Origin of the sequence: Conexibacter woesei Iso977N, assembly GCF_000424625.1 — a bacterium.
Taxonomy (GTDB): domain Bacteria; phylum Actinomycetota; class Thermoleophilia; order Solirubrobacterales; family Solirubrobacteraceae; genus Baekduia; species Baekduia woesei_A.
Genome location: NZ_AUKG01000001.1, coordinates 1730641 through 1754484, shown reverse-complemented (window position 1 = coordinate 1754484; position 23844 = coordinate 1730641). Strand labels below are relative to the sequence as shown.

Genomic DNA, 23844 nt, shown 5'->3' with positions numbered 1-23844 from the left:
CCCCTGTGCCAAAAGCTCCAGTTGCGGCGCCGTCGCCGGGGCGATGCTCGGCATCACGGTGCCGTCGAACGCCGGTTCTCCTCGTTGCCCTGCTGACGCTCGCGCTCCCGGGGATCGCCTCCGCGAAGGGCCCGACGGTCGCGGCGGAGCTGTCGCGGCTGCAGGCCGACGGCTCGCTCGACGCCGCCACGAGCGAGTCCTACAAGAACGCCTACGACGACGCGCGCAAGACGCTCAAGCAGCTCCACGGCTTCCGGCACGCGCAGCTGCGCGCGGTGATCGGGAACGTCGACGCGCTCGCGGCGCGCAGGCAGTTCATCCCGTCGCGCCTGAAGCCGGAGTTCCTCACGCTCCAGCGCAACCGCGCCTGGTGGGCCGCGGCGCCCATCCCCTACGCGGGCGAGCGCAAGACGTTCCCGCCCTCGCAGGTCGTGTGGCAGTTCTACCCCGGCCAGGGCTGGCAGATCCAGTGGCTCGGGACGTTCGGCAAGGCCAACGCCCTGTGGATGGTCAGGACGCGCGACGCCGACCTGAAGCGGCTGCTCGACGAGGTGCTCGGCCTCGCGACGCAGCGCGCGGGCGGGATCGCCTTCGAGTACCTGTTCACCTTCGACGGCGGGCGGCCGCCGTGGGTCTCGGGCCTCGCGCAGGGCACGGGGCTGAGCGCGCTCGCGCGCGGCGCGGTCCGTCTCAAGGACACCAAGTACTTCGACGCCGCCCGCACCGCGCTCGGGATCTTCCGGACGCCGCCGCCCGCGGGCGTCGCGGTCAGGACCGCGGCGGGGACCAACTACCTGCAGTACTCCTACGCGCCGAAGCTGACGATCGTCAACGGCTTCACGCAGTCGCTCAACGGCCTGCACGACTTCGCGACGCTCGCCAACGACGCCGACGGGCGCGCGCTGTTCAGCGCCGGCGAGACGCACCTGCGCAGCGTCCTGCCCGGCTTCGACACCGGCGCGTGGTCGCTGTACTCCAAGCCGGGCGCGGAGTCCGACCTCGGCTACCACAGGGTCCTGCGCGACTTCCTCACCGGTCTGTGCGACCGCCTCAAGGACGACCGCACCCGCGGCCACCTCGCGCAGGTCGAGGCGCCGCCGTCGGGCAGCACCACGACGGTCCCGGACCCCAAGCTCTACTGCGACACCGCCGCGGACTTCACCGCCGACCTGCACACCAAGCCCAAGCTCACGCTCACGCCGCCCACCAGGCCGCTCAGCGCCAAGCACGACGCGCACGTCGCCTACACGCTCGACAAGGTCTCCACGGTGACCATCACCGCGACCCGCGCCGGCAGGCTCGTCCTCTCCCGCAGCGCCCGCCTCGGCCGCGGCAGGCACGCCGTCTCACTCAAGCCCGCGCAGGCCGGCCCGCTCACCCTCCGCATCGCCGCCACCGACCTCGCCGGCAACGCGACCACCACCGCCGCGACGATCCACGTGCGCGCCGCCGCCCCGGCGGTCTAGGATCCCGGGCTCTTGGGAGCCCCGCGCACGATCCTCTACACGGGCAAGGGCGGCGTCGGCAAGACGTCGGTCGCCGCGGCCACCGCGCGCCGCTGCGCGGCCGCCGGCCTGCGCACGGTCGTGCTCAGCACCGACCCCGCGCACTCGCTCAGCGACTCGCTGGAGACGAAGCTCGGCGGCGAGCCCACCGCGGTCGGCGACCTGCTCTGGGGCCAGGAGGTCAGCGCCCAGGACGAGATGGAGCGCAACTGGGCCGGCGTCCAGGACTGGCTCGGCGAGCTGCTGATCGCCCGCGGCGTCGACCGCATCAGCGCCGAGGAGCTGACGGTCCCGCCGGGCATGGACGAGCTGTTCAGCCTGCTGGCGATCAAGCGCCACCACGAGTCCGGCGAGTTCGACGCGGTGATCGTCGACTGCGCGCCGACCGGCGAGACGCTGCGCCTCCTCTCCTTCCCGGACGTCGCGCGCTGGTGGCTGGACAAGGTCTTCCCGCAGCAGGGCCGGATCCTCGACGCCGCGCGGCCGTTCGCCCGCGCGGTGCTCGACGTGTCGCTGCCGGGCAACGAGGTCTTCGACGACGTCCAGCGGCTCGTGCGCAACCTGATCGCGATGAACGAGATCCTCCGCGACAACGAGCACGTCAGCGTGCGTTTGGTGATGACCCCTGACCGGATGGTCGTAGACGAGGCGCGGCGCACGTTCACCTACCTCAACCTGTACGGGTACCTGACCGACGCGGTCGTCGTCAACCGCGTCTTCGGCGCCGAGGTCGGCGACTACTTCGGCGCCTGGCGCGACCGCCAGCAGGCGCAGTTGGTCTCCGTCCGCGACGCGTTCGCGCCGGTCCCGGTCCTGCAGGCGCCGTACTTCGAGGAGGAGGTCGTCGGCCCGGCGATGCTCGACCGCCTCGGCGACGCGGTCTTCGGCGGCGACGACACGCCGCCCGCGCAGGCGATCCACCACACGTCGGTCTCCGAGCGCCTCGAGCTCGGCACCGACGGCGCGACGCTGCGCCTGGAGCTGCCGTTCGCCCAGCGCGGCGACATCTCGCTCAAGCGCGCAGGCCAGGAGCTGATCGTGCGCGTGGATGGGCACAAGCGCACCATGTTGCTCCCGCCCGCCCTCGACGACCTGCAGCCCAGCGGCGCCGCCTTCGAGGACGGCGCGCTGATCGTGACCTTCGCACGCGCCGTGGCGGCCGCCGATGCCTGACCCCGCCGACCCGATCGACCTCGGCGAGCTGCGCGAGCGCCTGCGCGCCACGCAGGAGGCCGCCGAGAAGCTCGCGGGCCGCGTGCCGCCGCAGGGCTGGGCGTCGGCGACCAGCAGCGAGCGCGAGGAGACCGCGGCCGAGATCCAGGCGCTCGCCGGGATCCTGCACGCGCTCCGCGACCTCGTCCCGGAGGACCTGTGGGACGAGATCCGCGAGGTCGTCCGGCGCCTGCTGCTGCTCCTGCGCGCGCTGCTGGACGTCGTGGTCGAGCGGCTCGGGCCCGAGGGCGAGCGGGCGGAGCGCCGCAGCGGCGGCGGCCCGGACCTCCAGGACATCCCGATCGCCTGAGCCGTCCGTGCCCCGCTTCTACAATCGGCCCCGATGACCGGGGCGCTCTCTCGTCTTCGCCGCGCGTACGCCGGGCTCGCGACCGAGCAGCGGCGGGTCGGCCTCGCGGCCCTGCTCGTGCTGGCCTCGATGTTCCTGCCCTGGTACTCGAAGTCGACCAACGCGATCACCAGGAACGGGCTGGCGAACCTGCACGAGTCCAAGATGGCGATCCTCGTGCCGTCGTTCGTGGAGGCGTCGATCTTCCTGGTCGCCGTCGCGGTCCTGGCGCTGATGTTCTTCCGCGGCGAGGGGCGGGCGTTCCACCTGCCGTTCGGCGACGGGATCGTCTGCACCGCCGCGGGCGCGTGGGTCGCATTCTTGGTGTTCTACCGCTTCATCGACCAGCCGTCGGGCGGGACGTCGAAGAACCTCGCCTACACCTACGACCTGTCGTGGGGGATCTTCTTCGGCCTGCTCGCCGCCGCGTTCCTGATCTACAGCGGGACGCGGCTGCGCCTGGCGCACGTCGCCGAGCCGCCGCTGCCGGGCGAGGCGCCGACCGCGGTCGCGCCGATCGACGAGCCGCCGACGACGCAGGCGCCGGCGGAGTCGGCGACGACGACCGCGCCGGTCCCCGACGAGGAGGCCGCGCGGCTCGAGCGCGAGCGGCGGCGGGCGGAGCGCGCGGCGCGGCGCGGCGAGGAGCGCACGACGGTCGCGCCGGCTGCGGAGCCGACGACGAAGGCTCCGGCTCCGGACCGGCCGGAGATCGACGGCGGCACGCAGCTCTCGTTCGACGAACAGGAATAGCGCTCGCGCACCTCGGGAACCCCGAGGACATGCTTGGTCGACGCAGGACAACGGACCGCTATGTGGACGATCACGACGTGGTCGTCGAGCACGGCGCGTCGCTCGCGAAGGGTCCAGCTCTGATCGCGGGCTCCGTGCTGGTGGCCTTCGGGCTCGCCGCGCTGCTGAAGAACAACGACTTCCCGTCGTTCTCGCAGCAGTTCCCTGACGGGACCGCGCAGGGGACGAACTTCCTGGGCATCGAGGTCAACGGCTGGACGGCGTTCTTCTCGATCACCGCGGGCGCGCTGATGCTGTTCGGCGCCGCCCAGCACCACCTGGCCAAGCTGATGTCGACGATCGTCGGGCTGGCGCTGCTGGCCTGTGCGGTGATCGCGCTGATCGACGGCGACGACGTCCTCGGCCTCGCCGCCACCAACGCCTGGACGAAGGCCGCGTTCGCGATCGCCGGTGGCGTGATCCTGCTCAACGCGCTGATGCCGCGCAGGACCCACACCCGCGAGGTGGCGACGACCGCGCCCGCGACCGCCCGGACCACCACCGCCGAGCCGGCGACGACCGTCCACGACCGTGAGCCCGTGGCCGACCGGACCGTCGCCGCCGACCGCGATCGCCCGGTCGCTGCCGACCGCACCGCCGTGACCGACCGCACGCCGATGGCGGAGCGCGAGACGGTCGCCGACCGCGAGCCCGTCGCCGACCGCACCACGCCGGTCGCCGACGCCGCCGCGCCGGCTCCGCGCCGCCGCCGCAGGATCTTCGGCCGCCCCGGCCCGCGCGAGAACGACCAGCCGACCTACGTCGACGGACCCCGCACCCAGAGGACGACGGTCCGCGACGACGAGCCCGCGACGACCGTCGCGCCCGGCGACCCCGACCGCCCGCTCTAGAAGCTTCGCCCCACGCCTGCGGCAGGCTGCTCGCGGATCACTCGTGGTCTGCGAGCAGCGCCGCGACGATCCGCGCGAACGCCTCCAGGTCCGCGGGCGCCAACGTCCTCAGCCCGGGCGGCGGCTCCGACAGGATCGCCTCCGCCCTCCTCGCCGCCTTCACGCCCTCCGGCGTCAGCTCGATCAGCTTGCGGCGCCTGTCGTCCGGATGCGGCTTGCGGTCGACGAGCCCGCGCTCCTCGAGGTCGTCGACGATCACCGAGACGAACGGCGGGTCGGTCGCCAGCTTGGTCGCCAGCTCGCGCCCCGTCTTCGGCCCCTCGAGCAGGTAGCGCAGCGCCTTGACGCGCACGTAGGACATGCCGCCCAGCGCGTCGCTGACCTGCTTGCGGCGGTCGTCGCCGCGGACGATCTCGGTCAGCGCCAGCCAGTCCCGGCCCAGGTCGCTCATGCCGCCACCCCCGTCCCCATCAGCTGGTCGGCGGTCCGGGCCGCGGTCCCGCGCGCCCACGCGCCGGTGGTCAGCAGGCCGAGCCCGACGATCACCGCGCCGCAGCCGGCCAGGATCCACCAAGCGGTATGACTTGCCTGCGCGAAGCTCGTGTGCAGCGACGCGCCCGCCGCCGCGCTGGTCACCGCGCCGACGACCGCGACACCGAGCGACTGCCCGACCATCCGCGACGTCGAGGCGACCGCCGCCGCCACGCCCGCCTGGTCGGCCGGCATCCCGGAGACCGCGGTGTTCGTGATCGGCGTGTTGATGAAGCCGAAGCCGATCCCGAAGACGAAGTACGCCAGCAGCAGGTGCGCGATCGCGGTGTCCGGCTCGATCGTCGCCAGCAGGACCGCCGACAGCCCGATCCCGACGCCGCCGATCAGCAGCGGGATCCGCGGCCCGACGGTCCCGACGACGCGCCCCGACACCGGCCCGAAGATCATCGCCATGCCCGCCATCGGCAGCGTCAGCAGCCCCGCGTGCAGTGCGCTGTAGCCGCGGACCTCCTGCAGGTACAGGGTGTTGAGGAACAGGAACCCGGCCATCGCCGCGAACGCGCAGACCGCGATGATCGTCGCGCCCGCGAACGGCGCGCTGCGGAAGAAGCGCAGCTCGATCAGCGGCTCCCTGCGCTTGGGCTCGTAGAAGATCAACCCGCACAACGCCGCGGCCGAGACGACGAACAGCCCGACGATCGTCGGCGACGTCCAGCCCTTGTCCGGCCCCTCGATGATCGCGTACACCAACGAGGCGAGCATCACGACCACCAGCACCTGCCCGACCGGGTCCACGCGCCGCGCCCGCGCCGCCCTCGACTCCGGCACATAGCGCGCGGTCAGCGCGATCGCCAGCAGCCCGACCGGGATGTTGACCAGGAAGATCGCGCGCCAGCTGATCCCGACCAGGGCGCCGCCGATCACCGGGCCGAGCGCCAGCGAGATCCCGACGACCCCGCCCCAGACGCCGATCGCCTGCGCCCGCTCGCGCGGGTCGTCGAACGTGTTGCGGATGATCGACATCGCGACCGGGTTGAGCATCGAGCCGCCGACGGCCTGCAGCATCCGCGCGCCGATCAGGACGCCGGTGCTCGGCGCGACGCTGCACAGCAGCGAGCCGAGCGTGAAGATCGTCAGCCCGACCTGGAAGACCCGGACGCGCCCGAGCCGGTCGGCGGTCGACCCCGACACCATCAACAACGACGCCAGGACCAAGGTGTAGGCGTCGATCGTCCACTGCAGCTCGGAGACCGAGGCGTGGAAGTCGGCGCGGATCGACGGCAGCGCGACGTTGACGATCGTCACGTCGAGCCCGACGATCAGCAGGCTCATGCAGCAGATCGCCAGGACGCGGATCCGTCCGCGGCGATCGAGATCGACGGTCGTTGTAGGCATACAACCGTTATAGCACCACAATCGTTATGTGGCTACAACGACCGTCAGAAGTCGAGCGGCCCGTGGTCCTGGTAGGCGCTGTGCGCGCCCCAGAACAGCAGCGCGGTCGCCAGGAACAGGATCGCCAGCCCGATCGCCACGATCCGCCTGTCCTGGAAGATGTGCCCCATCAACGCCAGCACGACGCCGAACGCGATCAACGCGTAGATCGGTGGTGCGGAGAGGGCGCCCAGGAGCAACACGAGCAGCACGGGTCGCTCACCCTAGTGTCCTTCGTAGACTTCAGCGCCCATGCCGGTCGAGCCGAACTCCGTCAGCGACGTCAACGAGGGCCTGCGGGCCACGGGCTACCTGCCCGGAGAGGCCACCGCGCTGGTCTCCTACCTCGCCGCGCAGCTCGGCAAGCCGATCCTCGTGGAGGGTCCCGCGGGCGTCGGCAAGACCGAGCTGGCCAAGGCGCTGGCGAAGTACCTCCAGCGCGACCTGATCCGCCTGCAGTGCTACGAGGGCCTCGACGAGGCCAAGGCGCTGTACGAGTGGAACTACCGCAAGCAGCTCCTGCGCATCCAGGCCGAACGCCAGGGCACGGGCTGGGACGACGTCCAGGACGACATCTTCGGCGAGGAGTTCCTGCTCCAGCGCCCGCTGATGACCGCGATCGCGTCGCCGGACCCGGTCGTCCTGCTGATCGACGAGATCGACAAGACCGACCAGGAGTTCGAGGCGATGCTCCTGGAGGTCCTCTCCGACTTCCAGATCTCGATCCCCGAGCTCGGGACCGTCGCGTCCAAGTCGCACCCGGTCGTGCTGTTGACCTCCAACAACACGCGCGAGCTGACCGAGGCGCTGAAGCGCCGCTGCCTCTACCTGTGGCTCGACTACCCCGACCTCGAGCACGAGCTGGAGATCGTCAAGCTGCACACGCCCGACCTGCCCGACGCGGTCGGCCGCAAGCTCGTCGAGGTCGTCGCGATGGTCCGCGACCTGGACCTCAAGAAGCCGCCGTCGATCGCGGAGTCGATCGACTGGGCGCGCGCGCTGCTGCTCCTGGGCGCGCAGGACATCGACAGGCAGGTCTTCAACGACACCTTGTCGGTCATCGTCAAGCACCGGACCGACCTCGACGTCGTCGCCGAGCGTGTCGGGGTCAAGCTCAGTGCCCCCGCTGCCCCATAGGAACGCGCGCCGGGCCGGCGTCCACGGCACGGTCAAGCTCGAGCGCCCCGGCATGGCCGGGCGGCTGCTCGAGTTCGGCGAGGAGCTGCGCGGCGAGGGCGTCGCGATCGGCACGTCGGAGTTGTTGGATGCCTTCGTGGCGCTCCAGCACGTCCCGTGGACCGACCAGGTCGACTTCCGGGAGGCGCTGGCCGCGACGCTGGCGAAGTCCCAGGACGACCGCCGCGTCTTCGAGCTGGTCTTCGACCGCTTCTTCTTCCGCGCCGCGGAGCTGGCGGCAATCGAGGAGGGCGTGCGCGAGCAGGGCGGGATCTCGCCCGACGAGGCCGGCCAGCTCGACATGGAGGAGCTGCGCCGCCAGGTCGCCGAGGCGGTCCGGGACGGCAACGAGGCGCTGATGCGCGACCTCGCGCGGATGGCGATCGCGGCGTTCGGGCGCCAGGGCGAGGGCTCCGGCGTGATCGGCGTCGACGTGCAGCGGATCCGGCGCTCACTCGCGCTGAGGACCGATCCCCAGCCGCAGCTGCCCGAGGAGGACCCGCGGCGCGACGGGCTGCCGCGCGAGGAGATCCGGCGCTTCGAGCAGCTGCTGCGCCAGGAGCTGGAGCGCGGGCAGATCGAGCGCTCCGAGCAGCTCTCCCCCGCGCGGCCGCTGAACGAGCTGGACCGCGCGTTGCCGAGCGGGCCGCTGCAGGACCTGGCCGCCGTGCACCGCGTGGTCGCGCAGCTCAAGCGGCGGCTGAAGACGCAGGGCAACGAGATGCGCGGGCAGAAGCGCCACGCCGCGGTCGACATGCGCAAGACGATGCGCGCGTCGCTGGAGTTCGGCGGCGTCCCCGCGGTCATCAAGGAGAAGCCGATCCGCCCGCGGCGGCCGGAGATCTACGTGCTCTGCGACGTCTCGACCAGCGTCACGAGCGCGTCCGTGTTCTTCCTGTCGGTGCTGCACGCGCTGCACGACTCGTTCCGCAAGATGCGATCGTTCGTGTTCATCGAGCGGATCTCGGAGGTCACCGAGATCTTCGCCAAGGAGCGCGACTTCAGGGCCGTGGCCGAGGCGATCGGGCGCGACTCCGGCGTCGCCGACATCAGCGGCTACACCGACTACGGGCGCGTCTGGAGCGAGTTCAAGGAGCTGGTCGAGGACGACCTGCACCCGCGCGCCACGGTCATCGTCCTGGGCGACGCCCGCACCAACGGCCGCGACCCGCGCGCCGACCTCTTCGCCCAGATCGCGCACAAGGCCGGCCGCACCTTCTGGCTCAACCCGGAGCCGCGCCTGTACTGGAACTACGGCGACTCCGTGATCTCCGCCTACGAGCAGCACTGCGACGCCTACGAGTGCTGGACCACCCAGCAGCTCGAGGACTTCGTGAAGGCGCTGACCAAGCCGGTCCGCAACTAGCCGCGCGGCGCGGCCGCCGCCGGACCGCGCGGTTGCGCTTTGCGCGCCCGTGGGTATCGGGGAGGGATGCCGCGCCTGCTCTTCGCCCTCGCCCTGCTGTGCATGCTCGCCGCGCTGGTGGTGCCCGGCGGTGCCGGGGCCGTGCAGGGATCGCGCTACCACGAGGGCGTCAGCGGGACCGCGGGGGTCGTCGCGACCGAGTCGCCCGCCGCCGCGCGTGCCGGGCGGGCGGTGCTGGCCAAGGGCGGCAACGCGATCGACGCGGCGGTCACGACGGTGTTCGCGCTGAACGCCGCGCGGCCGCAGTCCTGCGGGATCGGCGGCGGCGGGTACATGTTGTACCGGTCGCCCGACGGCAAGGTGCGGGCCCTGGACTACCGGGAGATCGCGCCGGCCGCGTTCAGGAACGACACCTTGGTGCCGCCAGGGCTGCACAAGACGTTCACGGGGCACCTGACGGTCGGCGTCCCGGGCACGCTGGCGGGGATGGCGAGCGCGCTGCAGCGGTTCGGGACGATCACGCTGCCCGAGGCGATGGCGCCGGCCGAGAGGCTGGCGCAGAACGGCGTCCACGTGACGACGTCGCTGAGCGGCGCGATGGGACGGCGGGCCAAGGACATCAGGTTGTTCCGGGCGGCGGCCGGCATCTACCTCAAGAACGGGGCGCCCTACGCGCCCGGCGACCTGCTCGTCAACAGGGACCTCGCGCGGACGTTCCGCATGATCATGCGCGACGGGATCGGCGCGTTCTACGGCGGCCCGATCGCGCGGCTGATCGTCCGCGACATGCGCGCGCCGCGCGACTCCGGGACCACCGACGCGGGGCTGCTGGCCGTCAAGGACTTCAAGGCCTACAGGCCGCTCTGGCGCACGGCGCTGCACGGCACCTACCGCGGGCGCGACGTCTACGCGGTGCCGCCGTCGACCAGCGGCGGCACGACGATGCTGGAGCTGTTGAACATCTTGGAGGGCTACGACCTCAGGGCGATGGGCGAGGGCAGCGCGCAGGCGATCACGGCGATCTCCGAAGCGCAGAAGATCGCCTGGGCCGACCGTGGCGCCTACACCGCCGATCCGGCGTTCGACCGCCAGCCGGAGGCGCAGCTGCTGTCGAAGGACTACGCGGCGCAGCGGCGCGCGCAGATCGACCTCAACAGGGCGCAGGTGTTCCAGCCCGGCTCGTTCCCGGCCGGCCCGACCGCGCTCGGCGCGGGCGCCGACTTCAACCCGCACGGCTCGACGACCCATGTTGATGTGGTCGACGCCAGGGGCGGCGCGGTCAGCGTGACGTGCACGATCGAGCAGGAGTTCGGCAGCGCGGTCGTCGCGCCCGGGACCGGGTTGTTGTTGAACAACGAGCTGACCGACTTCAGCGCCCCGGGCACCGCCAACGAGCCCCAGCCGGGCAAGCGCCCGCGCTCCTCGATCAACCCCACCATCATGGTCCAGTCCGGCAAGCCGGTCCTGGTCGCGGGCGCGGCGGGCGGCAGCACGATCATCATGGGCCCGACGCTCGCCGTGCTCGACACGGTGGACTTCGGGATGACACTGCCCCAGGCGGTCGACGCCGAACGCTTCGACGACCAGGGCACCAACAGGCTCATGATCGAGGACACGCGGATCGCGCCGAGCGTGTTGTCGCAGTTGACGAGCGAGGGCTACAGCTTGACCCGCCAGGGCGAGTACGGCGTCGCCCCGCGCATGCAGCTCGCCGGCCTGGCGCCCGGCCCGGCGGGACTGGCGACCGCGGTCTCCGACTCCCGGTCGGACCGCGGCGCGCTCGCCGTCCCGCCGAGCGCGCCGCCGCCTACCCCACCACGTGGAAGGTGAACGCGTACCTCTTGCCGCCGTCCAGGGCGTGGAGGTCCATCGTGCCGCGGGCGTTCTTGTAGGCCCCGGTGCCGCCGGTGATCGCCAGCGTCGAGTCCTTGGTGTCGTAGAACGGGCCCTCGACGACGAGCTGGCCCTTCGGCAGGAACGTCGTCCAGTTGCACTCGTAGGCGCTGCCGGCGACGGTCCGGATGCAGTAGCCCTGGTCGGTCGCGACCTGGGTCCTGTCCTGGGCGTCGAAGACGGGGTTGGCGAACGTCAGGACGTCGCCCGCGCTGTCGCCGGAGGCGCCGGTGTCGGTCGTCGCGTCGGTGTCGGCGTGCTCGATCACGGCGATCCCGCCATGCCCGCCACCACCCTTGACCCCGTGCTTGGGGCCGTGGCCGTCGGCGTTGTTGCCGTGCGCGAACGCGACCGCGCTCAGGGCGAGCACGATGGCGCAGGCCGCGACGAGCGGCAGGGGCAGTCTGACGAGGCGTCTCATGGTCGCCGGTAGTACCCTCCGTGGGACTGGAATCACAGGGGGGCTCGCGGACGCGGGCTGAGATGGCGCCTAGGAACGTCCGGCGCAGACCCTTCGAACCTGTGGGGTAATGCCCGCGGAGGGAGCGATGGCGACGAGGCTCGAGGCTCCGGAGGTGGAGCCTCGCGACGTTGAAGGCGACGTGCAGATCACGGGTGTGACGCGCCGGTTCGGCGATGTCGTCGCGCTCCGTGACGTGTCGCTGCGCGCCGCGCCGGGCGAGGTCGTCGCGGTCGTCGGGCCTTCGGGGAGCGGGAAGTCGACGCTGCTGGAGCTGGTCTGCGGGCTGCAGGTGCCGGACTCCGGGACCGTCGTCGCCGGCCGCGCCGTCCTGATGCCCCAGCGCGACCTGCTGCTGCCGTGGCTCGATGCGCGCGACAACGCGGCGCTGCCGCTGCGGATCGCGGGCGTGGGTCGCGACGAGGCGCGGTCGCGCGCCCATGCGCTGCTGGAGCAGCTCGGGCTGGACGGCTTCGAGGGCGCCCGGACGTGGGAGCTGTCGGGCGGGATGCGCCAGCGCGTCGCGGTCGCCCGGACGCTGCTGGCGGGCGCGCCGATCCTGTGCCTCGACGAGCCGTTCGGCGCGCTCGACGCGATCACGCGCGCCGACACGCAGCGGTGGCTGGCGGAGGTGCTGGCGCAGGAGCCGCGCACGGTCCTGCTCGTCACCCACGACGTCGAGGAGGCCGCGGTGCTCGCCGACCGGATCGTCGTGCTCTCCGCACGCCCCGGCCGGGTCGTCGCCGACCTGCGCGCCGACCTGCCGCGCCCGCGCGATCCCACCGACCCGGCGGTCGTCGCGGTCCGCGCCGAGGCGCTGGCCGCGCTGCGCTCCAGGGGCGAGGTGTAGGCCATGCTCGCCGCGCTCATCCTGGTGGCCTTCCTCGGTGCGTGGGAGCTCTACGCCCGCTTCGGCTCGGTCGACGCGTTCATCCTCCCCGCGCCCGACCAGGTTGCGGCCTCGCTGTGGGACGACCGCGGGTTGTTGTGGTCCAACCTGCTCGTGACCGCGCAGGAGATGGTCCTGGGGTTGCTCGTGAGCGCGATCTGCGCGACCGCGCTGGCCTTCGCGCTGCACCGCTACGGCCCGCTGCGCCGCGCGGTCTACCCGCTGCTCGTCGGCTCACAGGCGATCCCGATCGTGACGATCGCGCCGCTGCTGGCCGCGTGGTTCGGCTACGGGATCCTGCCCAAGCTCGTGATCGTCGCGCTCGTCTGCTTCTTCCCGATCGTCGTCACGACGCTCGACGGCCTGCGCGCCGTGGACCCCGAGCAGCACAAGCTGATGAAGACGCTCGGCGCCACCCGCGGGCAGACGTTCCGCTGGGTCGAGGCGCCCGCCGCCCTTCCCGCCGCGCTGAGCGGCGCCAAGATCGCGGTCGCCGTCGGCGGGATCGCCGCGGTCTTCGCCGAGTACTCGGGCTCCGAGAGCGGCCTCGGGCACCTGCTGCTGCAGTCGATCCCGCAGCTCGAGACCGCGCGCGCGTGGGCGACGATGGTCGTCCTCGCCGCGCTGGCGATCCTCTGCTTCTCCCTCCTCGCCCTCGCCGAGCGCCGCCTGGCGCCGTGGGCCCACCGACGAAAGGACCCCGACGCATGATGCCGCGTCGCATCACGGCCGTTGTCATCGCCCTTGCCCTGACGATCCCGCTCGCCGCCTGCGGCAGCAAGCAGGACGTCACCACGACCGGCGGCCCGGTCGACCACATCACGTTGGTCCTCGACTACCTGCCCAACGCCGACCACGCGCCGATCTACGCCGCGCAGAGGATCGGTGCGTTCAAGGCCGCTCATCTGGATGTGAAGATCGTCACGCCGACCGACCCGGCCGCGCCGTTGAAGCAGGTCGAGGCCAGGCAGGCCGACCTCGGGATCTCGTATGAGCCGGAGGTCCTGCTGGCGCGTGACAAGGGCGCGAGGATCGCGGCGGTGGGTGCGCTGATCCAGAAGCCGCTGACGTCGATCATGTCGCTGCACGGGAAGATCAAGACGCCGAAGGACCTGAAGGGCGCGAGGATGGGCACGGCGGGGATCCCGTACCAGTCGGCGTATCTGAGGACGATCGCGACGGAGGCCGGGGTCGATCCGTCGTCGATCCACGAGGTCAACGTGGGGTTCAACCTCGTCCCGAGCATGTTGTCCAAGAAGGTCGATGGGACGTTGGGAGCGTTCTGGAACGTGGAGGGCGTCCAGCTCCAGCGCCAGCACAAGGACCCGACGATCATCAAGATGGACGAGGCCGGCGTGCCGACCTACAACGAGCTCGTCTTCGTCGCGAGCCAGGATCGCCTGCAGGAGAAGGGCTACGGGGCGATCATCCGGCGGTTCATGCAGGCGCTGTCGCGGGGCGCGAGGGCGGTCAGGGCCGACCCGCAGGTGGGCGCCGACGCGTTGACGAGCGCCGACAGGGACCTCGAGCCGGCGCTGACGCTGGCCCAGGTCAAGGCGACGCTGCCGGTCTACTTCCCGTCGAACGCCGCCTACCCGTGGGGCTTCATGAACGCCGACGAGTGGAGGGCGTACGGCCAGTGGATGGTCACCAACAGGCTGGTGAGCACGCTGCCGACGCCGACGTCGATCACGAACGAGTTCCTGCCCGGCCGCGGGATCTGAGCGCGTGAGCGGGCGGGTGCGGGTCGCGCACACGGTCGCGTTCGCGGATGGGCCGGGTGGCGGGAACCCGTGCCCGGTCGTGTTCGGCGCGGAGGGCTGGAGCGACGAGGAGCTGCGCGCCGCCGCCGCGGGGTTCGGGCACGAGACGTGCTTCGTCCTGCCGCCGTCGTCGCCGTCGAGCGGTGTCGCGGCGCGCTTGCGGTACTTCGTGCCGAACCACGAGATGGAGATGTGCGTGCACGCGACGGTGGCGGCGAGCGTCCTGCTCGGCGTGGAGGACGGCGCGCGCGTTGAGACGCCGCTGGCGACGCGGACCGTACGGCGGCCGGCGGCGGACGAGGCGATCGTGGAGCTGGGGGCGGTCGAGGTGGGGCCGGGGGTCGACGCGGAGCGCGTCGCAGCTGTGCTGGGCGGCGGCGCGGCAGCCGTGACGGGCGTCGCGGTGTCGGTCTCGGTCGCGCGACCCAAGCTGCTCGTCCCGCTCGCCGACGAGGCGGCGCTCGACGCGCTGGCGCCCGACTTCGACTCGCTCTGGGCGTTGTGCGATGCGTTGAGGACGACCGGCGTGTACGCCTACACCTTGGACGCGCGCGACGCGGACGTCGCCGCGCGCCAGTTCCCGGTCCGGGCGGGCTACGACGAGGACCCGGCGACCGGCGTCGCCGCGGGTGCGCTCGTTGCGTGGCTCGCACGGGAGCGGGGCGCCGATCAAGATGTACGCGTTGCCCAGGGCCGGGCGATGGGCCGGCCCTCGTTGCTGGCGGCCACGGCGCGGTTCGACGAGGGCGGCGACGAGCTCCACGTCGCGGTCGGCGGGCGCGCGGAGGTCATCGCGTGACCGGCTACCGCCTCGTCGAAGGCCCGCCGTCCGTCGAGGACTACATGAACCTCCGGGCGCGCGCCGGCCTGTCGGCCAAGACGCGCGAGCAGGCCACCGCCGGGATCGACGGTGCCTGGTTCGCCGTCCACATCGTCGAGGAGACCACCGGGACGACCGTCGGGATGGGCCGCGTCCTCGGCGACGGCGGCTGGTACTTCCACATCATCGACATGGCCGTCCTCCCCGAGCACCAACGCCGCGGCCTCGGCGACCAGATCCTGACCTCGCTGCTGGACCGCATCCGCACCTCCGCACCCCCCGGCGCCTGGATCAACCTCCTAGCCGACCCACCCGGCCGCCCCCTCTACACCCGCCACGGCTTCACCAAAACCGCCCCCGACTCCATCGGCATGTCCCTCAACCTCTAACGCCCGCCCGCGGAGAGCGGGACGGCAGCGAGGTGCCAGAGACGACGACGCATCGGTTGCGAAACGCCGGCGCGACACCGAACGCCAACCGCCCAGCGACGGCCGCGCAACCAGAGACGACGAGAGCGTGTACCGAGAAGCGCGGAGACTGCGACGGTCGCGAAGTGCCAGAGACGACCGCGGATTGGTGGCGAGACGACCGCACAGCAACCGACGCCCACCGCCCCGCAACACCGGCGCGACCAGAGACGACGAGACACGTCTGCCGAGAAGCGCGGAGAGCGCGACCGCCGCGAAGTGCCAGACACGACCGCGGATTGGTGGCGAGGTGACGGCGTATCGGCGGGCGCCGACCGCCCTGCAACGGCCGCGCAACCAGAGACGACGAGGCGCGTGTACCGAGGCCGGCGGGGCGCCGGGCCGGGGTCAGCGGTTGTGGTTGACGGACTTCGTCAGCACCTGCACGTACCTGAGGACGCGGGAGTTGACGAAGGGGCTCACGTGGGTGACCTGGTCGTTCTGGCCGGCGTCGTCGATCGCGGCGATGCGGCCGATCGGGAGGTCCTTGGGGTAGAGCGAGTCGAGGTCGGGGCGGCTGGAGATCGTGCCTTGGGTGACGACGAGCGCGCCGTGGTCGATCGTCGTGCGGGGGTCGACGCCGTCCATGACGAGGTCGGTCGGCTTCCCGTTGATCTTCCGCGACACGCTGCCCTGCGGCCCGGAGCCGGCGATCTTGGCCCCGACGATCGTCGCCCGGTTCGTGATCAGCTGGACGATCGCGGAATCCTCGGTGACCTGCGAGACCTTGCCGATCAGCCCCTGCTGGTCGTTGCCGTCGCCGCTGGCGGCCACCACCGGCATCCCGCTCTTGACGCCGTCGATCGAGCCCTTGCTGATCCCGATGTGCTCGTACCAGTCGAACGGCGACCGCACGACGACCCGGACGGTCATCGGCCTGTAATCGGCGAGCGCCAGCTCGCGATCCATGTTGTACAACCCGGTCAGCTGGCGGTTCTCGGCGGTCAGCGCGACGCCGCCGATCGCCCGCGAGCGCCAGGCGTCGCGGTCCTTGCGCGCGTCGCCGAGGTCGCCCTTGGCGGTGACCGTGTCGCCGATCCAGCCGGTCAGGTTCGAGAACGGCTTGACCGCGGTCGAGACCCCGGTCCCGATCGGCGACGTGACCGTGCTCAACCCACGCCGGACGTCCTTCGCCGGCCCGCCCGCGACAGCGAGCGCGATGATCACGACGACCACGAACGCGGCCAGCGTGAGACGGCGCCGGAGGATGACGTTGCGCTGCGGCAAGGCCCGAAGTGTAGGAAACCGCGAGCGCTCAGGCCGCCGCTGCGAAGCCGGTTGCGCCGCGGCGAGGCCGGGAGCGTGGAGGCGGCGCGCTGCTAGGCGGCGGCTGCGAAGCGGGTTGCGGCGCCGCCGCCGGTCGCCATGCCGCCGAGGGCGTGGATGCCGGCCAGGCCGGTCCAGCCCGTGTAGGGCGCGAAGAAGTCGAGGACCTCTTGCTCGGTCGCGCGCGCCGAGGGGCGGCCGTCGGCTGCGGCGCGACCCACCAGCTTCAGGTAGGCGAGGTCGCCCGCTGGCAGGACGTCGTAGCGGCCCTGGCCGTGCAGCGCGAGGACGCCGATGGTCCAGGAGCCGATCCCGGGGATCGCGCGGAGGCGGGCCCACGCGCGCTCGTGGTCGCTGCTCCAGAGGTCGATGCGGCCGGAGGCGACCTCGCGGGAGACCTTCACGAGCGACAGCGCGCGGCCGGCACTGAGGTCGAAGGACTGCAGCAGGGCGGGTGCCGTCCCGGCGAGGGTCGCAGCCGAGGGCAGGTCGTGCAACGTCCGGCTCCCGTCCCAGGAGGGCGCCTTACGGCCGAGCCGCCACACGATCTGGCGCTCGATCGCCGCCGCGCGCTCGTACTCGATCAGCTGCTCGCAGATCGCCCAGGCGAGCGCCTCGAACGGGTCGACCCGCCGCGTCACGCGCAGGTGCGGGCGCGACCGGACGGACGCGCCGATCAGCGGGTCGTCCCGGAACAGCTCGTAGAACTCGCGCAGCGACTCGTCGACGCCGAACGCGACGCGGACCCGCGCGATCGCCTCCTCGCAGGCCTCACGTCCGCCCTCCGAGCGCGCGCCGATCACCACGCGGTCGGCCGACGGCTGCGCCGCCCGCACCACGACCGCGACATCATCAACATGGACCAGCCGCTCCCAGACGCCACCGCGCCGTGACGCGACGCCGTCCATCCCCCCGCCGCCCGGCAACCGGAACGGCCAGGCAGGCCTCACCTCACGGCGAGCCTCTGCGCGCGCCACCGCAGACGTGGCGTCAGTCCCGGCCGAGGAAGTGGACGTCGACCAGGAACGAGCGCGTCGCCAGGACGCTGTCGCCCGCCTTGGTGCGGCGCGACAGCGCACGGCGCCCGGCCTTGCGCCCGCGCCGGTGCCGCACGACCGCCACCGTCGCGGCGCCCGCCGCGAACGCGGTCACGCCGACCGCCGCGGCCTGCACGGCCACGGGCGCCCCGATGACCAGCCCACGCGCGCCACCGCGCGCGGCATCCGCCACCGCGGCCGGCACCGAACGGGCGGCGGCACCCGCTCCGGCGCCCACCTCTCCCGGCTCAGGCACGGGCAGGGCATCGACCACCTCCGCGTCCTCGTAGGACTCGGCAGCGACGGTCTCCTGATCCTGCGGCTCGCTCACGACCACCCAGTCTGCCAACTCGACCCGACGACCGCGAAGCAACGTCCGCGAACGACGCTCAGCGAGCGCCCGACGTGCGGTCCGTCGAGGCGGTCGCGGCCGTCGCTGTCGCTCCGTTCTGCTCGCGCGCCGGGACGCTCCGGTTGCCCGTCGCATGCGACGCGGTCCCGAACACGTAGTCCCAGTACGGCGCGCTGATCCCGAACCCGCGCTCGTCGTCCTGGAAGTGATGGCGCATGTGCAGCTCGCGCAGCTTGTGCCCCACGGCCGTGCGCGGCTTGTGGTGGTGCACGTGGTAATGGAGCATGTCGTAGGCCAAGTACCCGGCCAGGAACCCGCCGCCGAACACCAGCGCGTTGTCCCACCCGAGCACCGCCCAGAACGCGGCCAGCACCGCCGCGCCCAGCGGCAGCGAGACCGACGGCGGCATGACCAGCCGCAGCGGGTCGTTCGGGTGGTCGTGGTGGACGCCGTGGATCATCCAGTGCAGCCGCATCCCGAACTCCGACGTGTACGGCTCGAAGTGGAAGACGACGCGGTGCAGCCAGTACTCGAACAGCGTCCAGAAGACGTAGCCCGCGGCGAGCAGCACGATCCCCGTCACCGTGCTCACGCGCGAGAGGCCCGCGACGAGCATCACGGCGATGATCGGCACGAAGAGCAACGGCGGGACCGACGGGTGGACGCGCGTGAAGCGGTCCAGCATCCGGTTCTCGAACATCGGCGGTGAAGCCTTGAGATCGTCGGACCGTGCCATTAGGCCAACCTTATCGCCTCTCGCAACGTGATTGCGTGCGCAATCGCAAATCGGATGATCGGGAACTACCCCTACAAGTCGCGCCCGTACACACGGTACTTCTTGACGATGCGGCCGTTCATGGCCTCCATCCCGCGGTTCATGGCGCGGTTGGTCTCCAGGATCCAGCCCATCTCACCGGAGTGGATGTGCTTGTGGCGCTCGGCGACGTCGAAGTGCTCGACGTACAGCGCGGCCGCCGCACCCGTGTGCTGGAACTTGGGCTTGACCCCCAGGAACCCGACACGGACCTTGTCGATGTAGGAGTTGCGGCGCAGGAAGTGCCACCACCCCAGCGGCAGCAGCCTGCCGTTCATCTTCTTCTGGACCTGGTTGAGGTCCGGGATGGTGATGGCGATCGCGATCGGCTCGTCCTCGACCTCGGCGACCATGAACCAGTCCTTGTTGTAGGCCAGCTGCATCTCGGCCGCGTACTGGTCGAGGTCGTGCTCGTCGTAGGGGACGAAGCCGAAGTTGCGCCGCCACGCGCGGTTGTAGATCTCGCCGAAGACGTCCATGTCGCGGCGCAGGTTCTTGCGCGACATCCGCCGGATCCTGACGTTGTGCTTCTCGCGCGCGTCCCTGGCCAGCTCGGGCAGGATCGGCAGCATCTGCTCGCGGTCGGAGATCTCGAGCTCCCACATGAAGAGGTCGACCTCCTTGTCCAGCGCGACGTCGGCGTGCTCGAGCAAGTGCTGGTAGTACGGCGGGTGCCAGGGCTGGCGGACCATCGGCGGCAGGTCGTGGCCCTCGATGACGATCCCGGACTCGTCGTTCATCGTGAAGTCGGCCGGCCCGGTCATGCGCGTCATCCCGCGCGTGCGCAGCCAGTCCTCGGCGGCGGTCACCAGCGCGCCGGCGGCCTCCGGGTCGTCCTCGCAGTCGAAGAACCCGAACCAGCCCCGCTGCTCGTCGTGGTACTTGTTGTAGGACTTGTCGATCTGGGCGCTGATGCGCCCGACGACGCGCCCGTCGCGCTCGGCCAGGAACAGCTCCCAGTCGATCCGCCCCGCGTAGGTCGACAGCCGCGGGCGCCTGCTCAGGAACAGGCGGCGCTCGATCTTCAGCTGCGGGACGAACGGCGTCCCGGCGTGCAGGCGCTTGGGCAGGTCGATGAACCGCCCGACGTCGCGGAAGGAACGAGCGGTGCGGACGGTGACGGCCATGGGGACGCACCAACCTAGCGAGTGAACGTCCAGGTACGCTCTTTCGGTGCCCCAACGCGCGCAGATCGACGTCTTCGAGAAGGCTCGCAACCACGAGCGCCTCGCTATCCTCCAGGCGGCCCGCGAGGCCGACATGGTCCCCTACTTCCGGGTGATGGAGTCGCCGGCCAAGCCGGTGGTGGAGATGGAGGGCCGCTCGCGCATCATGCTCGGCGGCAACAACTACCTCGGGCTGACCGAGGACCAGAGCGTGATCGACGGAGCGGCCGACGCGCTCAAGCGGTACGGCACCGGGATGACCGGCTCGCGCCTGCTCAACGGCACGACCGAGATGCACCTGACGCTCGAGGCCGAGATCGCCGAGTGGATGGGCACCGAGGACGCGATCGTCTTCACGACCGGCAACCAGGCCAACGTCGGGACGCTCGGGACGATCCTCGCGCCGGGCGACACCGTGATCGTCGACTCCGGCGACCACGCGTCGATCCTCGACGGCTGCATCCTCTCGCGCGCCAAGCTGCGCCCGTTCCGCCACAACAAGCTCGACAAGCTCGAGAAGATGCTGGACCGCGCCGCCGGCGACGGCGGCGGCGTCCTGGTCGTGGTCGACGGCGTGTTCAGCATGGAGGGCGACCTCGCCCCGCTGCCCGAGATCTGCGACCTCTGCGAGGCCTACGGCGCGCGCCTGATGGTCGACGAGGCCCACGGCGCCGGCGTGCTCGGCGACCGCGGCGCGGGCGCTTCGGAGCTCTTCGGCGTCGAGGACCGCGTCGACCTGCGGATGGGCACGTTCTCGAAGTCGCTGGCGTCGTGCGGCGGGTTCGTCGCCGGCAAGGCCGACGTCATCGAGTACCTGCGGATCCAGTCGCGGACGTTCCTCTTCACCGCTTCCGCCGTCCCGGCCGCGACGGGCGCGGCGCTCGCCGCGCTCCGGGTCGTCCGGAGCGAGGCCGGGCCGCCGCTGCTGCGCGCCGTCCAGGACAACGCGCGCTACTGGCGCGACGGGCTGGAGGAGCGCGGCTTCGCGGTCGTCGAGCCGCAGACGCTGCCGGACGGCCACCCGTACGGCGCCGACATCGTCACCCCCATCGTCCCCGTGCTGATCGGCGACGACTGGCAGACCGGGCTCATGTGGAAGGGCCTCTACGAGTCCGGCGTCTTCGTCAACACCGCGCTGCACCCCGCGGTGCCGCACGGGCAGTCGCTGCTGCGCACGTCGGTGATGGCCACGCACGAGCGCGCGACGCTCGACGAGGCGCTCGACGCGTTCAGCGCGGTCAAGGCGAGCTTCGAGGCCGAGCACGGCCCGCTGCCGGGCCCGGGCGACCACGGTCGCCGCCGCGTCGCCTGATCGACCCGCGACGACCCCGAAGCGCGCCGGCGACCGCCGGCGCGCCCGGTCTCGAAGCCATCGGTGTGGGTTTCATAAACGCTACCCCCCGTTTGCTGAGCGTCGCTGCGCAGTCGCAATGCTGAGCGTCATTTCAGCAACCGTCCGTAGCACGAAGCCCGCCGCTCGCGAGCCCTCACCGGCGGCGGCGTCGGCGCCGGACATCCGGGCGTTCCGGACGGAAGAAAAAAGGCGCTCTGAGCGGATGTTGCGCACGTTCACACCTTGATCGAAGCTGCCGCCCTGGCATACGTTCGGGACGCGTCTGACGCGGACGCCCCGGGGAGTGGATGTCCCGGACCGAGGAGCGGGATTCGTTTGAGGAGACGCCCGCTCGTCGTCCCGGTGCACACGTGGTCATCCCCGCGGGTTCGATCCTGCGTCAGCGCTCCGTCACGCAACAAACGAGATGCCGGCGCCACTGCTGAGGGTGCGCCGGCGGGAGGACAGATGAACGCAGCAGCGACGATCGCCCCTGCGCCGCAGCACTTGCGCGCGTTGGCCCGAGCGAACGAGGTCCGCCTCGCACGCGCGGAGCTGAAGCGTCAGGTTGCGGAGGGCGAGGTCACCGCCGCGCACGTCATCCTCGAGTGCCCGTGGGAGGCCGCCAGCATGTCGGTCTCCGATCTCCTCACGAGCCAGCGCCGCTGGGGTAGCACGCGGTGCCGCAAGGTCCTCGCTTCGATCCCGATGTCCGAGAACAAGACGGTGGGGTCGATGACCGAGCGACAGCGGCAGGCGCTCTCGCGGCTGCTGGAGGGGATCCCGGCCTAGAAGGTTGATGCGCAGCGCGCGGCGGGCGTCATCGCAGATGGACGCCCGCCGCGTCGCGGCCCTTCGGCCTCGACCGGCAGTAGTTGTAGGACTCGCGACCTAGCCGGCCGCGATCTCCAGCAGGTTGCCGTCCGGGTCGCGGAAGTACAGCGACCGGAAGCGGCCCCGCTGGAAGACCTCGGAGCACGGCACGCCACGCTGGCGCAGGTAGTCGCGCCACGCGAGCTGCTCGTCGGCCGAGCCGACCTGGAACGCGAAGTGGTGCACGCCGCCGCGGCCCTCGGTCGCCTGCGGCAGGTCCGCGTACTCCATGAAGGACACGAGCGTGCCGGGCGTGCCCTGCGCGTCGCCGAACCAGAAGTGGCGGCGGCCCGGGTCGTCCGGGTTCTCCTCCTGGGCGGTCAGCGCGAGCCCCAGGACGTCACGGTAGAACGCGGTCGTCTTGTCGAGATCCGCGACGATCGCGGTCACGTGGTGCAGCCCGCGCAGCTGCATGCGGCGCTCGGAGTCCGGCGGAGGCGTCTGTTCGCTCACGCGCGGAACCCTACGCCGCCGCTGCGACGCATGAACGCGCGGCGGAAGCCGTAGAGGCCGGCGACGAACGCCAGGACGCCCGCGGCGAGCACCAGCTCCTGCGGGACCGGCAGCAGCCAGACGGGGACCGCGGCGACGATCGCGCAGATCCCGGCCAGCAGCGACGAGTGCGAGCGGTAGCCCGCGAAGTGCTCCCGGACCGCCAGCTCGCCGGCGGAGAGCGTGACCAGCAGGAAGCCGCCGCCGAGCAGGACGCCGCGGGTCGCGTCGTGCGTCAGGAAGCCGAGCGCGAGCAAGATGATGGAGATGAAGATCGCCAGCTCGGTCAGCGGGAACGGCGCCCACGCGGGCTGCGGAGCGTCTTCCCTGCGCGACTTGTAGGTCGCGGTCCGCGGCGCGGCCGCAGCCCTCGGCGCCGGCCGCTCGACGGCAGGCGGCCGCACCGGCGCGTCGACCCCAGCGCTGACGCCGCCTCGCTTCCGACTCCGTCGTCCCATGCGCTGGGGATCCTAGACCGTGCCGTGCCCCACCACGCCGACGCGCGCGGAGAGCGCGGCGGTGGAGCGGTGTGGAGCGGTGTGGAGCGGCCGGCCTTATGCCGGCGTGGGTCTGGGGCAGCCCGAGGAGAGCTTGATGTGCCACCAGCCCATGAGCATGCCGATGATGCCGAGGCGGGGGCGGACGGAGTAGGCGCCGCAGCCGGGTTGGCCGAGGTCGGCCAGGGGCAGGCGGACGTCCTTGTGGCGGCGGGGCTCCCGGAGCATCTCCTCCAACAACGCGCGGGAGCGGGACTCCAGCTCGGCGCGCTGCGCGACGACGACGCGCGCTTCGTGGAGACGGTCGGCGAGGTCGTCGCGGACCTCCTCGAGCTCTCCGAGCGACAGCAGACGCGGCCCGGCGGCCCGGCGGGGCACCGGTTGGGGCCGGATGTGCGGGAACGCGGCGAGCACCGTGTCGCCGAGCTCGCGCTCCAGGCGGGCGATCTGCGCGCGCAGGGTCTTACGGGCGGCGGCCTCGTCGGGCGCGGCGACCGCGGGTGCGAACGGGCTTGTCAGCTCGACGACGACCACGTGCAACTCCT

Annotated in this window: 27 protein-coding genes and 1 riboswitch; of the genes, 15 read left to right on the top strand and 12 right to left on the bottom strand. The window is 71.9% G+C overall.

What is annotated here, in order from left to right:
• Positions 1–5: 5 nt before the first annotated feature.
• The 5 genes from H030_RS0108580 to H030_RS0108560 all read left to right on the top strand — a co-directional run bounded on the left by H030_RS0108580 (position 6) and on the right by H030_RS0108560 (position 4709).
• A complete protein-coding gene (locus H030_RS0108580; protein WP_027005815.1) occupies positions 6–1466 on the top strand; it encodes a D-glucuronyl C5-epimerase family protein in 1461 nt (486 codons plus the stop codon).
• Positions 1467–1478: 12 nt separating this feature from the next.
• Entirely contained in the window at positions 1479–2678 is a 1200-nt protein-coding gene (locus tag H030_RS0108575; RefSeq protein ID WP_027005814.1) for an ArsA family ATPase, read from the top strand.
• On the top strand, positions 2671–3027 hold the full coding sequence (locus H030_RS0108570) for a hypothetical protein (RefSeq protein ID WP_027005813.1): 357 nt from the start codon (positions 2671–2673) through the stop codon (positions 3025–3027). Before H030_RS0108575 ends, H030_RS0108570 begins: the two co-directional genes overlap by 8 nt.
• 33 nt (positions 3028–3060) lie before the next feature.
• Complete coding sequence (locus tag H030_RS0108565) at positions 3061–3819, top strand: hypothetical protein (protein WP_027005812.1); 759 nt, start codon at positions 3061–3063, stop codon at positions 3817–3819.
• A 62-nt stretch (positions 3820–3881) separates the two neighbouring features.
• Positions 3882–4709: a DUF4383 domain-containing protein gene (locus tag H030_RS0108560; protein ID WP_027005811.1), complete on the top strand. Its 828-nt coding sequence runs from the start codon at positions 3882–3884 to the stop codon at positions 4707–4709.
• A 37-nt stretch (positions 4710–4746) separates the two neighbouring features.
• Here H030_RS0108560 and H030_RS0108555 read toward each other — a convergent pair whose 3' ends face one another.
• From H030_RS0108555 to H030_RS0108545, 3 genes are all read right to left on the bottom strand, one after another.
• Positions 4747–5160, bottom strand: coding sequence for a MarR family winged helix-turn-helix transcriptional regulator (locus H030_RS0108555; protein WP_027005810.1), 414 nt, complete (start codon positions 5158–5160; stop codon positions 4747–4749).
• Positions 5157–6533: a DHA2 family efflux MFS transporter permease subunit gene (locus H030_RS0108550; RefSeq protein WP_231398389.1), complete on the bottom strand. Its 1377-nt coding sequence runs from the start codon at positions 6531–6533 to the stop codon at positions 5157–5159. The genes H030_RS0108555 and H030_RS0108550 overlap by 4 nt, the downstream gene beginning before the upstream one ends.
• 107 nt (positions 6534–6640) lie before the next feature.
• Complete coding sequence (locus H030_RS0108545; protein WP_027005808.1) at positions 6641–6847, bottom strand: hypothetical protein; 207 nt, start codon at positions 6845–6847, stop codon at positions 6641–6643.
• 40 nt (positions 6848–6887) lie between these two features.
• Here H030_RS0108545 and H030_RS0108540 point away from each other — a divergent pair, with 40 nt between their 5' ends.
• From H030_RS0108540 to ggt, 3 genes are all read left to right on the top strand, one after another.
• Positions 6888–7772 (top strand): AAA family ATPase, encoded by an 885-nt coding sequence (locus H030_RS0108540; protein ID WP_027005807.1) that lies wholly within the window; start codon positions 6888–6890, stop codon positions 7770–7772.
• Positions 7753–9177 (top strand): VWA domain-containing protein, encoded by a 1425-nt coding sequence (locus H030_RS30475; protein WP_231398388.1) that lies wholly within the window; start codon positions 7753–7755, stop codon positions 9175–9177. Before H030_RS0108540 ends, H030_RS30475 begins: the two co-directional genes overlap by 20 nt.
• A gap of 66 nt (positions 9178–9243) precedes the next feature.
• Positions 9244–11007, top strand: a complete 1764-nt coding sequence (gene ggt, locus H030_RS30470) for a gamma-glutamyltransferase (protein WP_051222082.1) — start codon at positions 9244–9246, stop codon at positions 11005–11007.
• Here the strand turns inward: ggt and H030_RS0108525 are convergent.
• Positions 10985–11491, bottom strand: a complete 507-nt coding sequence (locus H030_RS0108525; RefSeq protein ID WP_027005806.1) for an allene oxide cyclase family protein — start codon at positions 11489–11491, stop codon at positions 10985–10987. The two genes, ggt and H030_RS0108525, sit on opposite strands and share 23 nt — an antisense overlap.
• Positions 11492–11517: 26 nt before the next feature.
• A riboswitch (TPP riboswitch) is annotated at positions 11518–11632 on the top strand.
• A 13-nt stretch (positions 11633–11645) separates the two neighbouring features.
• Between H030_RS0108525 and H030_RS0108520 the strand changes: the two genes are divergently transcribed.
• From H030_RS0108520 to H030_RS0108500, 5 genes are read left to right on the top strand one after another with little or no spacing between them, the layout of a single operon-like run.
• Positions 11646–12380: an ABC transporter ATP-binding protein gene (locus H030_RS0108520; RefSeq protein WP_231398387.1), complete on the top strand. Its 735-nt coding sequence runs from the start codon at positions 11646–11648 to the stop codon at positions 12378–12380.
• Between the two features lie 3 nt (positions 12381–12383).
• Positions 12384–13130, top strand: coding sequence for an ABC transporter permease (locus tag H030_RS0108515; protein WP_027005804.1), 747 nt, complete (start codon positions 12384–12386; stop codon positions 13128–13130).
• The gene (locus H030_RS0108510; RefSeq protein ID WP_027005803.1) at positions 13127–14143 is read left to right on the top strand and encodes an ABC transporter substrate-binding protein; all 1017 of its coding nucleotides are present in this window, start codon (positions 13127–13129) and stop codon (positions 14141–14143) included. Before H030_RS0108515 ends, H030_RS0108510 begins: the two co-directional genes overlap by 4 nt.
• A 4-nt stretch (positions 14144–14147) precedes the next feature.
• A complete protein-coding gene (locus H030_RS30465; RefSeq protein WP_081690618.1) occupies positions 14148–14981 on the top strand; it encodes a PhzF family phenazine biosynthesis protein in 834 nt (277 codons plus the stop codon).
• Entirely contained in the window at positions 14978–15391 is a 414-nt protein-coding gene (locus H030_RS0108500; RefSeq protein ID WP_027005802.1) for a GNAT family N-acetyltransferase, read from the top strand. The genes H030_RS30465 and H030_RS0108500 overlap by 4 nt, the downstream gene beginning before the upstream one ends.
• A 426-nt stretch (positions 15392–15817) precedes the next feature.
• Here the strand turns inward: H030_RS0108500 and mreC are convergent, their stop codons facing one another.
• From mreC to H030_RS30455, 5 genes are all read right to left on the bottom strand, one after another.
• Positions 15818–16696, bottom strand: coding sequence for a rod shape-determining protein MreC (mreC, locus tag H030_RS0108495; protein WP_027005801.1), 879 nt, complete (start codon positions 16694–16696; stop codon positions 15818–15820).
• A 92-nt stretch (positions 16697–16788) separates the two neighbouring features.
• The gene (locus H030_RS0108490; protein WP_155891925.1) at positions 16789–17685 is read right to left on the bottom strand and encodes a DNA-3-methyladenine glycosylase family protein; all 897 of its coding nucleotides are present in this window, start codon (positions 17683–17685) and stop codon (positions 16789–16791) included.
• Between the two features lie 40 nt (positions 17686–17725).
• Positions 17726–18103 (bottom strand): hypothetical protein, encoded by a 378-nt coding sequence (locus H030_RS0108485; protein ID WP_155891924.1) that lies wholly within the window; start codon positions 18101–18103, stop codon positions 17726–17728.
• 58 nt (positions 18104–18161) lie between these two features.
• On the bottom strand, positions 18162–18860 hold the full coding sequence (locus H030_RS30460) for a sterol desaturase family protein (RefSeq protein WP_081690617.1): 699 nt from the start codon (positions 18858–18860) through the stop codon (positions 18162–18164).
• Between the two features lie 71 nt (positions 18861–18931).
• Positions 18932–20065, bottom strand: a complete 1134-nt coding sequence (locus H030_RS30455) for a hypothetical protein (protein WP_051222078.1) — start codon at positions 20063–20065, stop codon at positions 18932–18934.
• Positions 20066–20111: 46 nt separating this feature from the next.
• On the opposite strand from H030_RS30455, the gene H030_RS0108470 reads away from it, so the two are divergent.
• On the top strand, positions 20112–21416 hold the full coding sequence (locus H030_RS0108470) for an aminotransferase class I/II-fold pyridoxal phosphate-dependent enzyme (protein WP_027005798.1): 1305 nt from the start codon (positions 20112–20114) through the stop codon (positions 21414–21416).
• A gap of 537 nt (positions 21417–21953) precedes the next feature.
• A complete protein-coding gene (locus H030_RS0108465; RefSeq protein ID WP_155891923.1) occupies positions 21954–22229 on the top strand; it encodes a hypothetical protein in 276 nt (91 codons plus the stop codon).
• Between the two features lie 99 nt (positions 22230–22328).
• On the opposite strand, the gene H030_RS30450 is transcribed toward H030_RS0108465, so the two are convergent.
• From H030_RS30450 to H030_RS0108450, 3 genes are all read right to left on the bottom strand, one after another.
• Positions 22329–22763 carry a VOC family protein gene (locus H030_RS30450; RefSeq protein ID WP_155891922.1) on the bottom strand — a complete coding sequence of 145 codons (435 nt, stop codon included), beginning with the start codon at positions 22761–22763 and terminating at the stop codon, positions 22329–22331.
• The gene (locus H030_RS0108455) at positions 22760–23206 is read right to left on the bottom strand and encodes a hypothetical protein (protein ID WP_027005796.1); all 447 of its coding nucleotides are present in this window, start codon (positions 23204–23206) and stop codon (positions 22760–22762) included. Before H030_RS0108455 ends, H030_RS30450 begins: the two co-directional genes overlap by 4 nt.
• Before the next feature lie 150 nt (positions 23207–23356).
• Positions 23357–23833, bottom strand: a complete 477-nt coding sequence (locus H030_RS0108450) for a hypothetical protein (RefSeq protein WP_027005795.1) — start codon at positions 23831–23833, stop codon at positions 23357–23359.
• Positions 23834–23844: the final 11 nt, after the last annotated feature.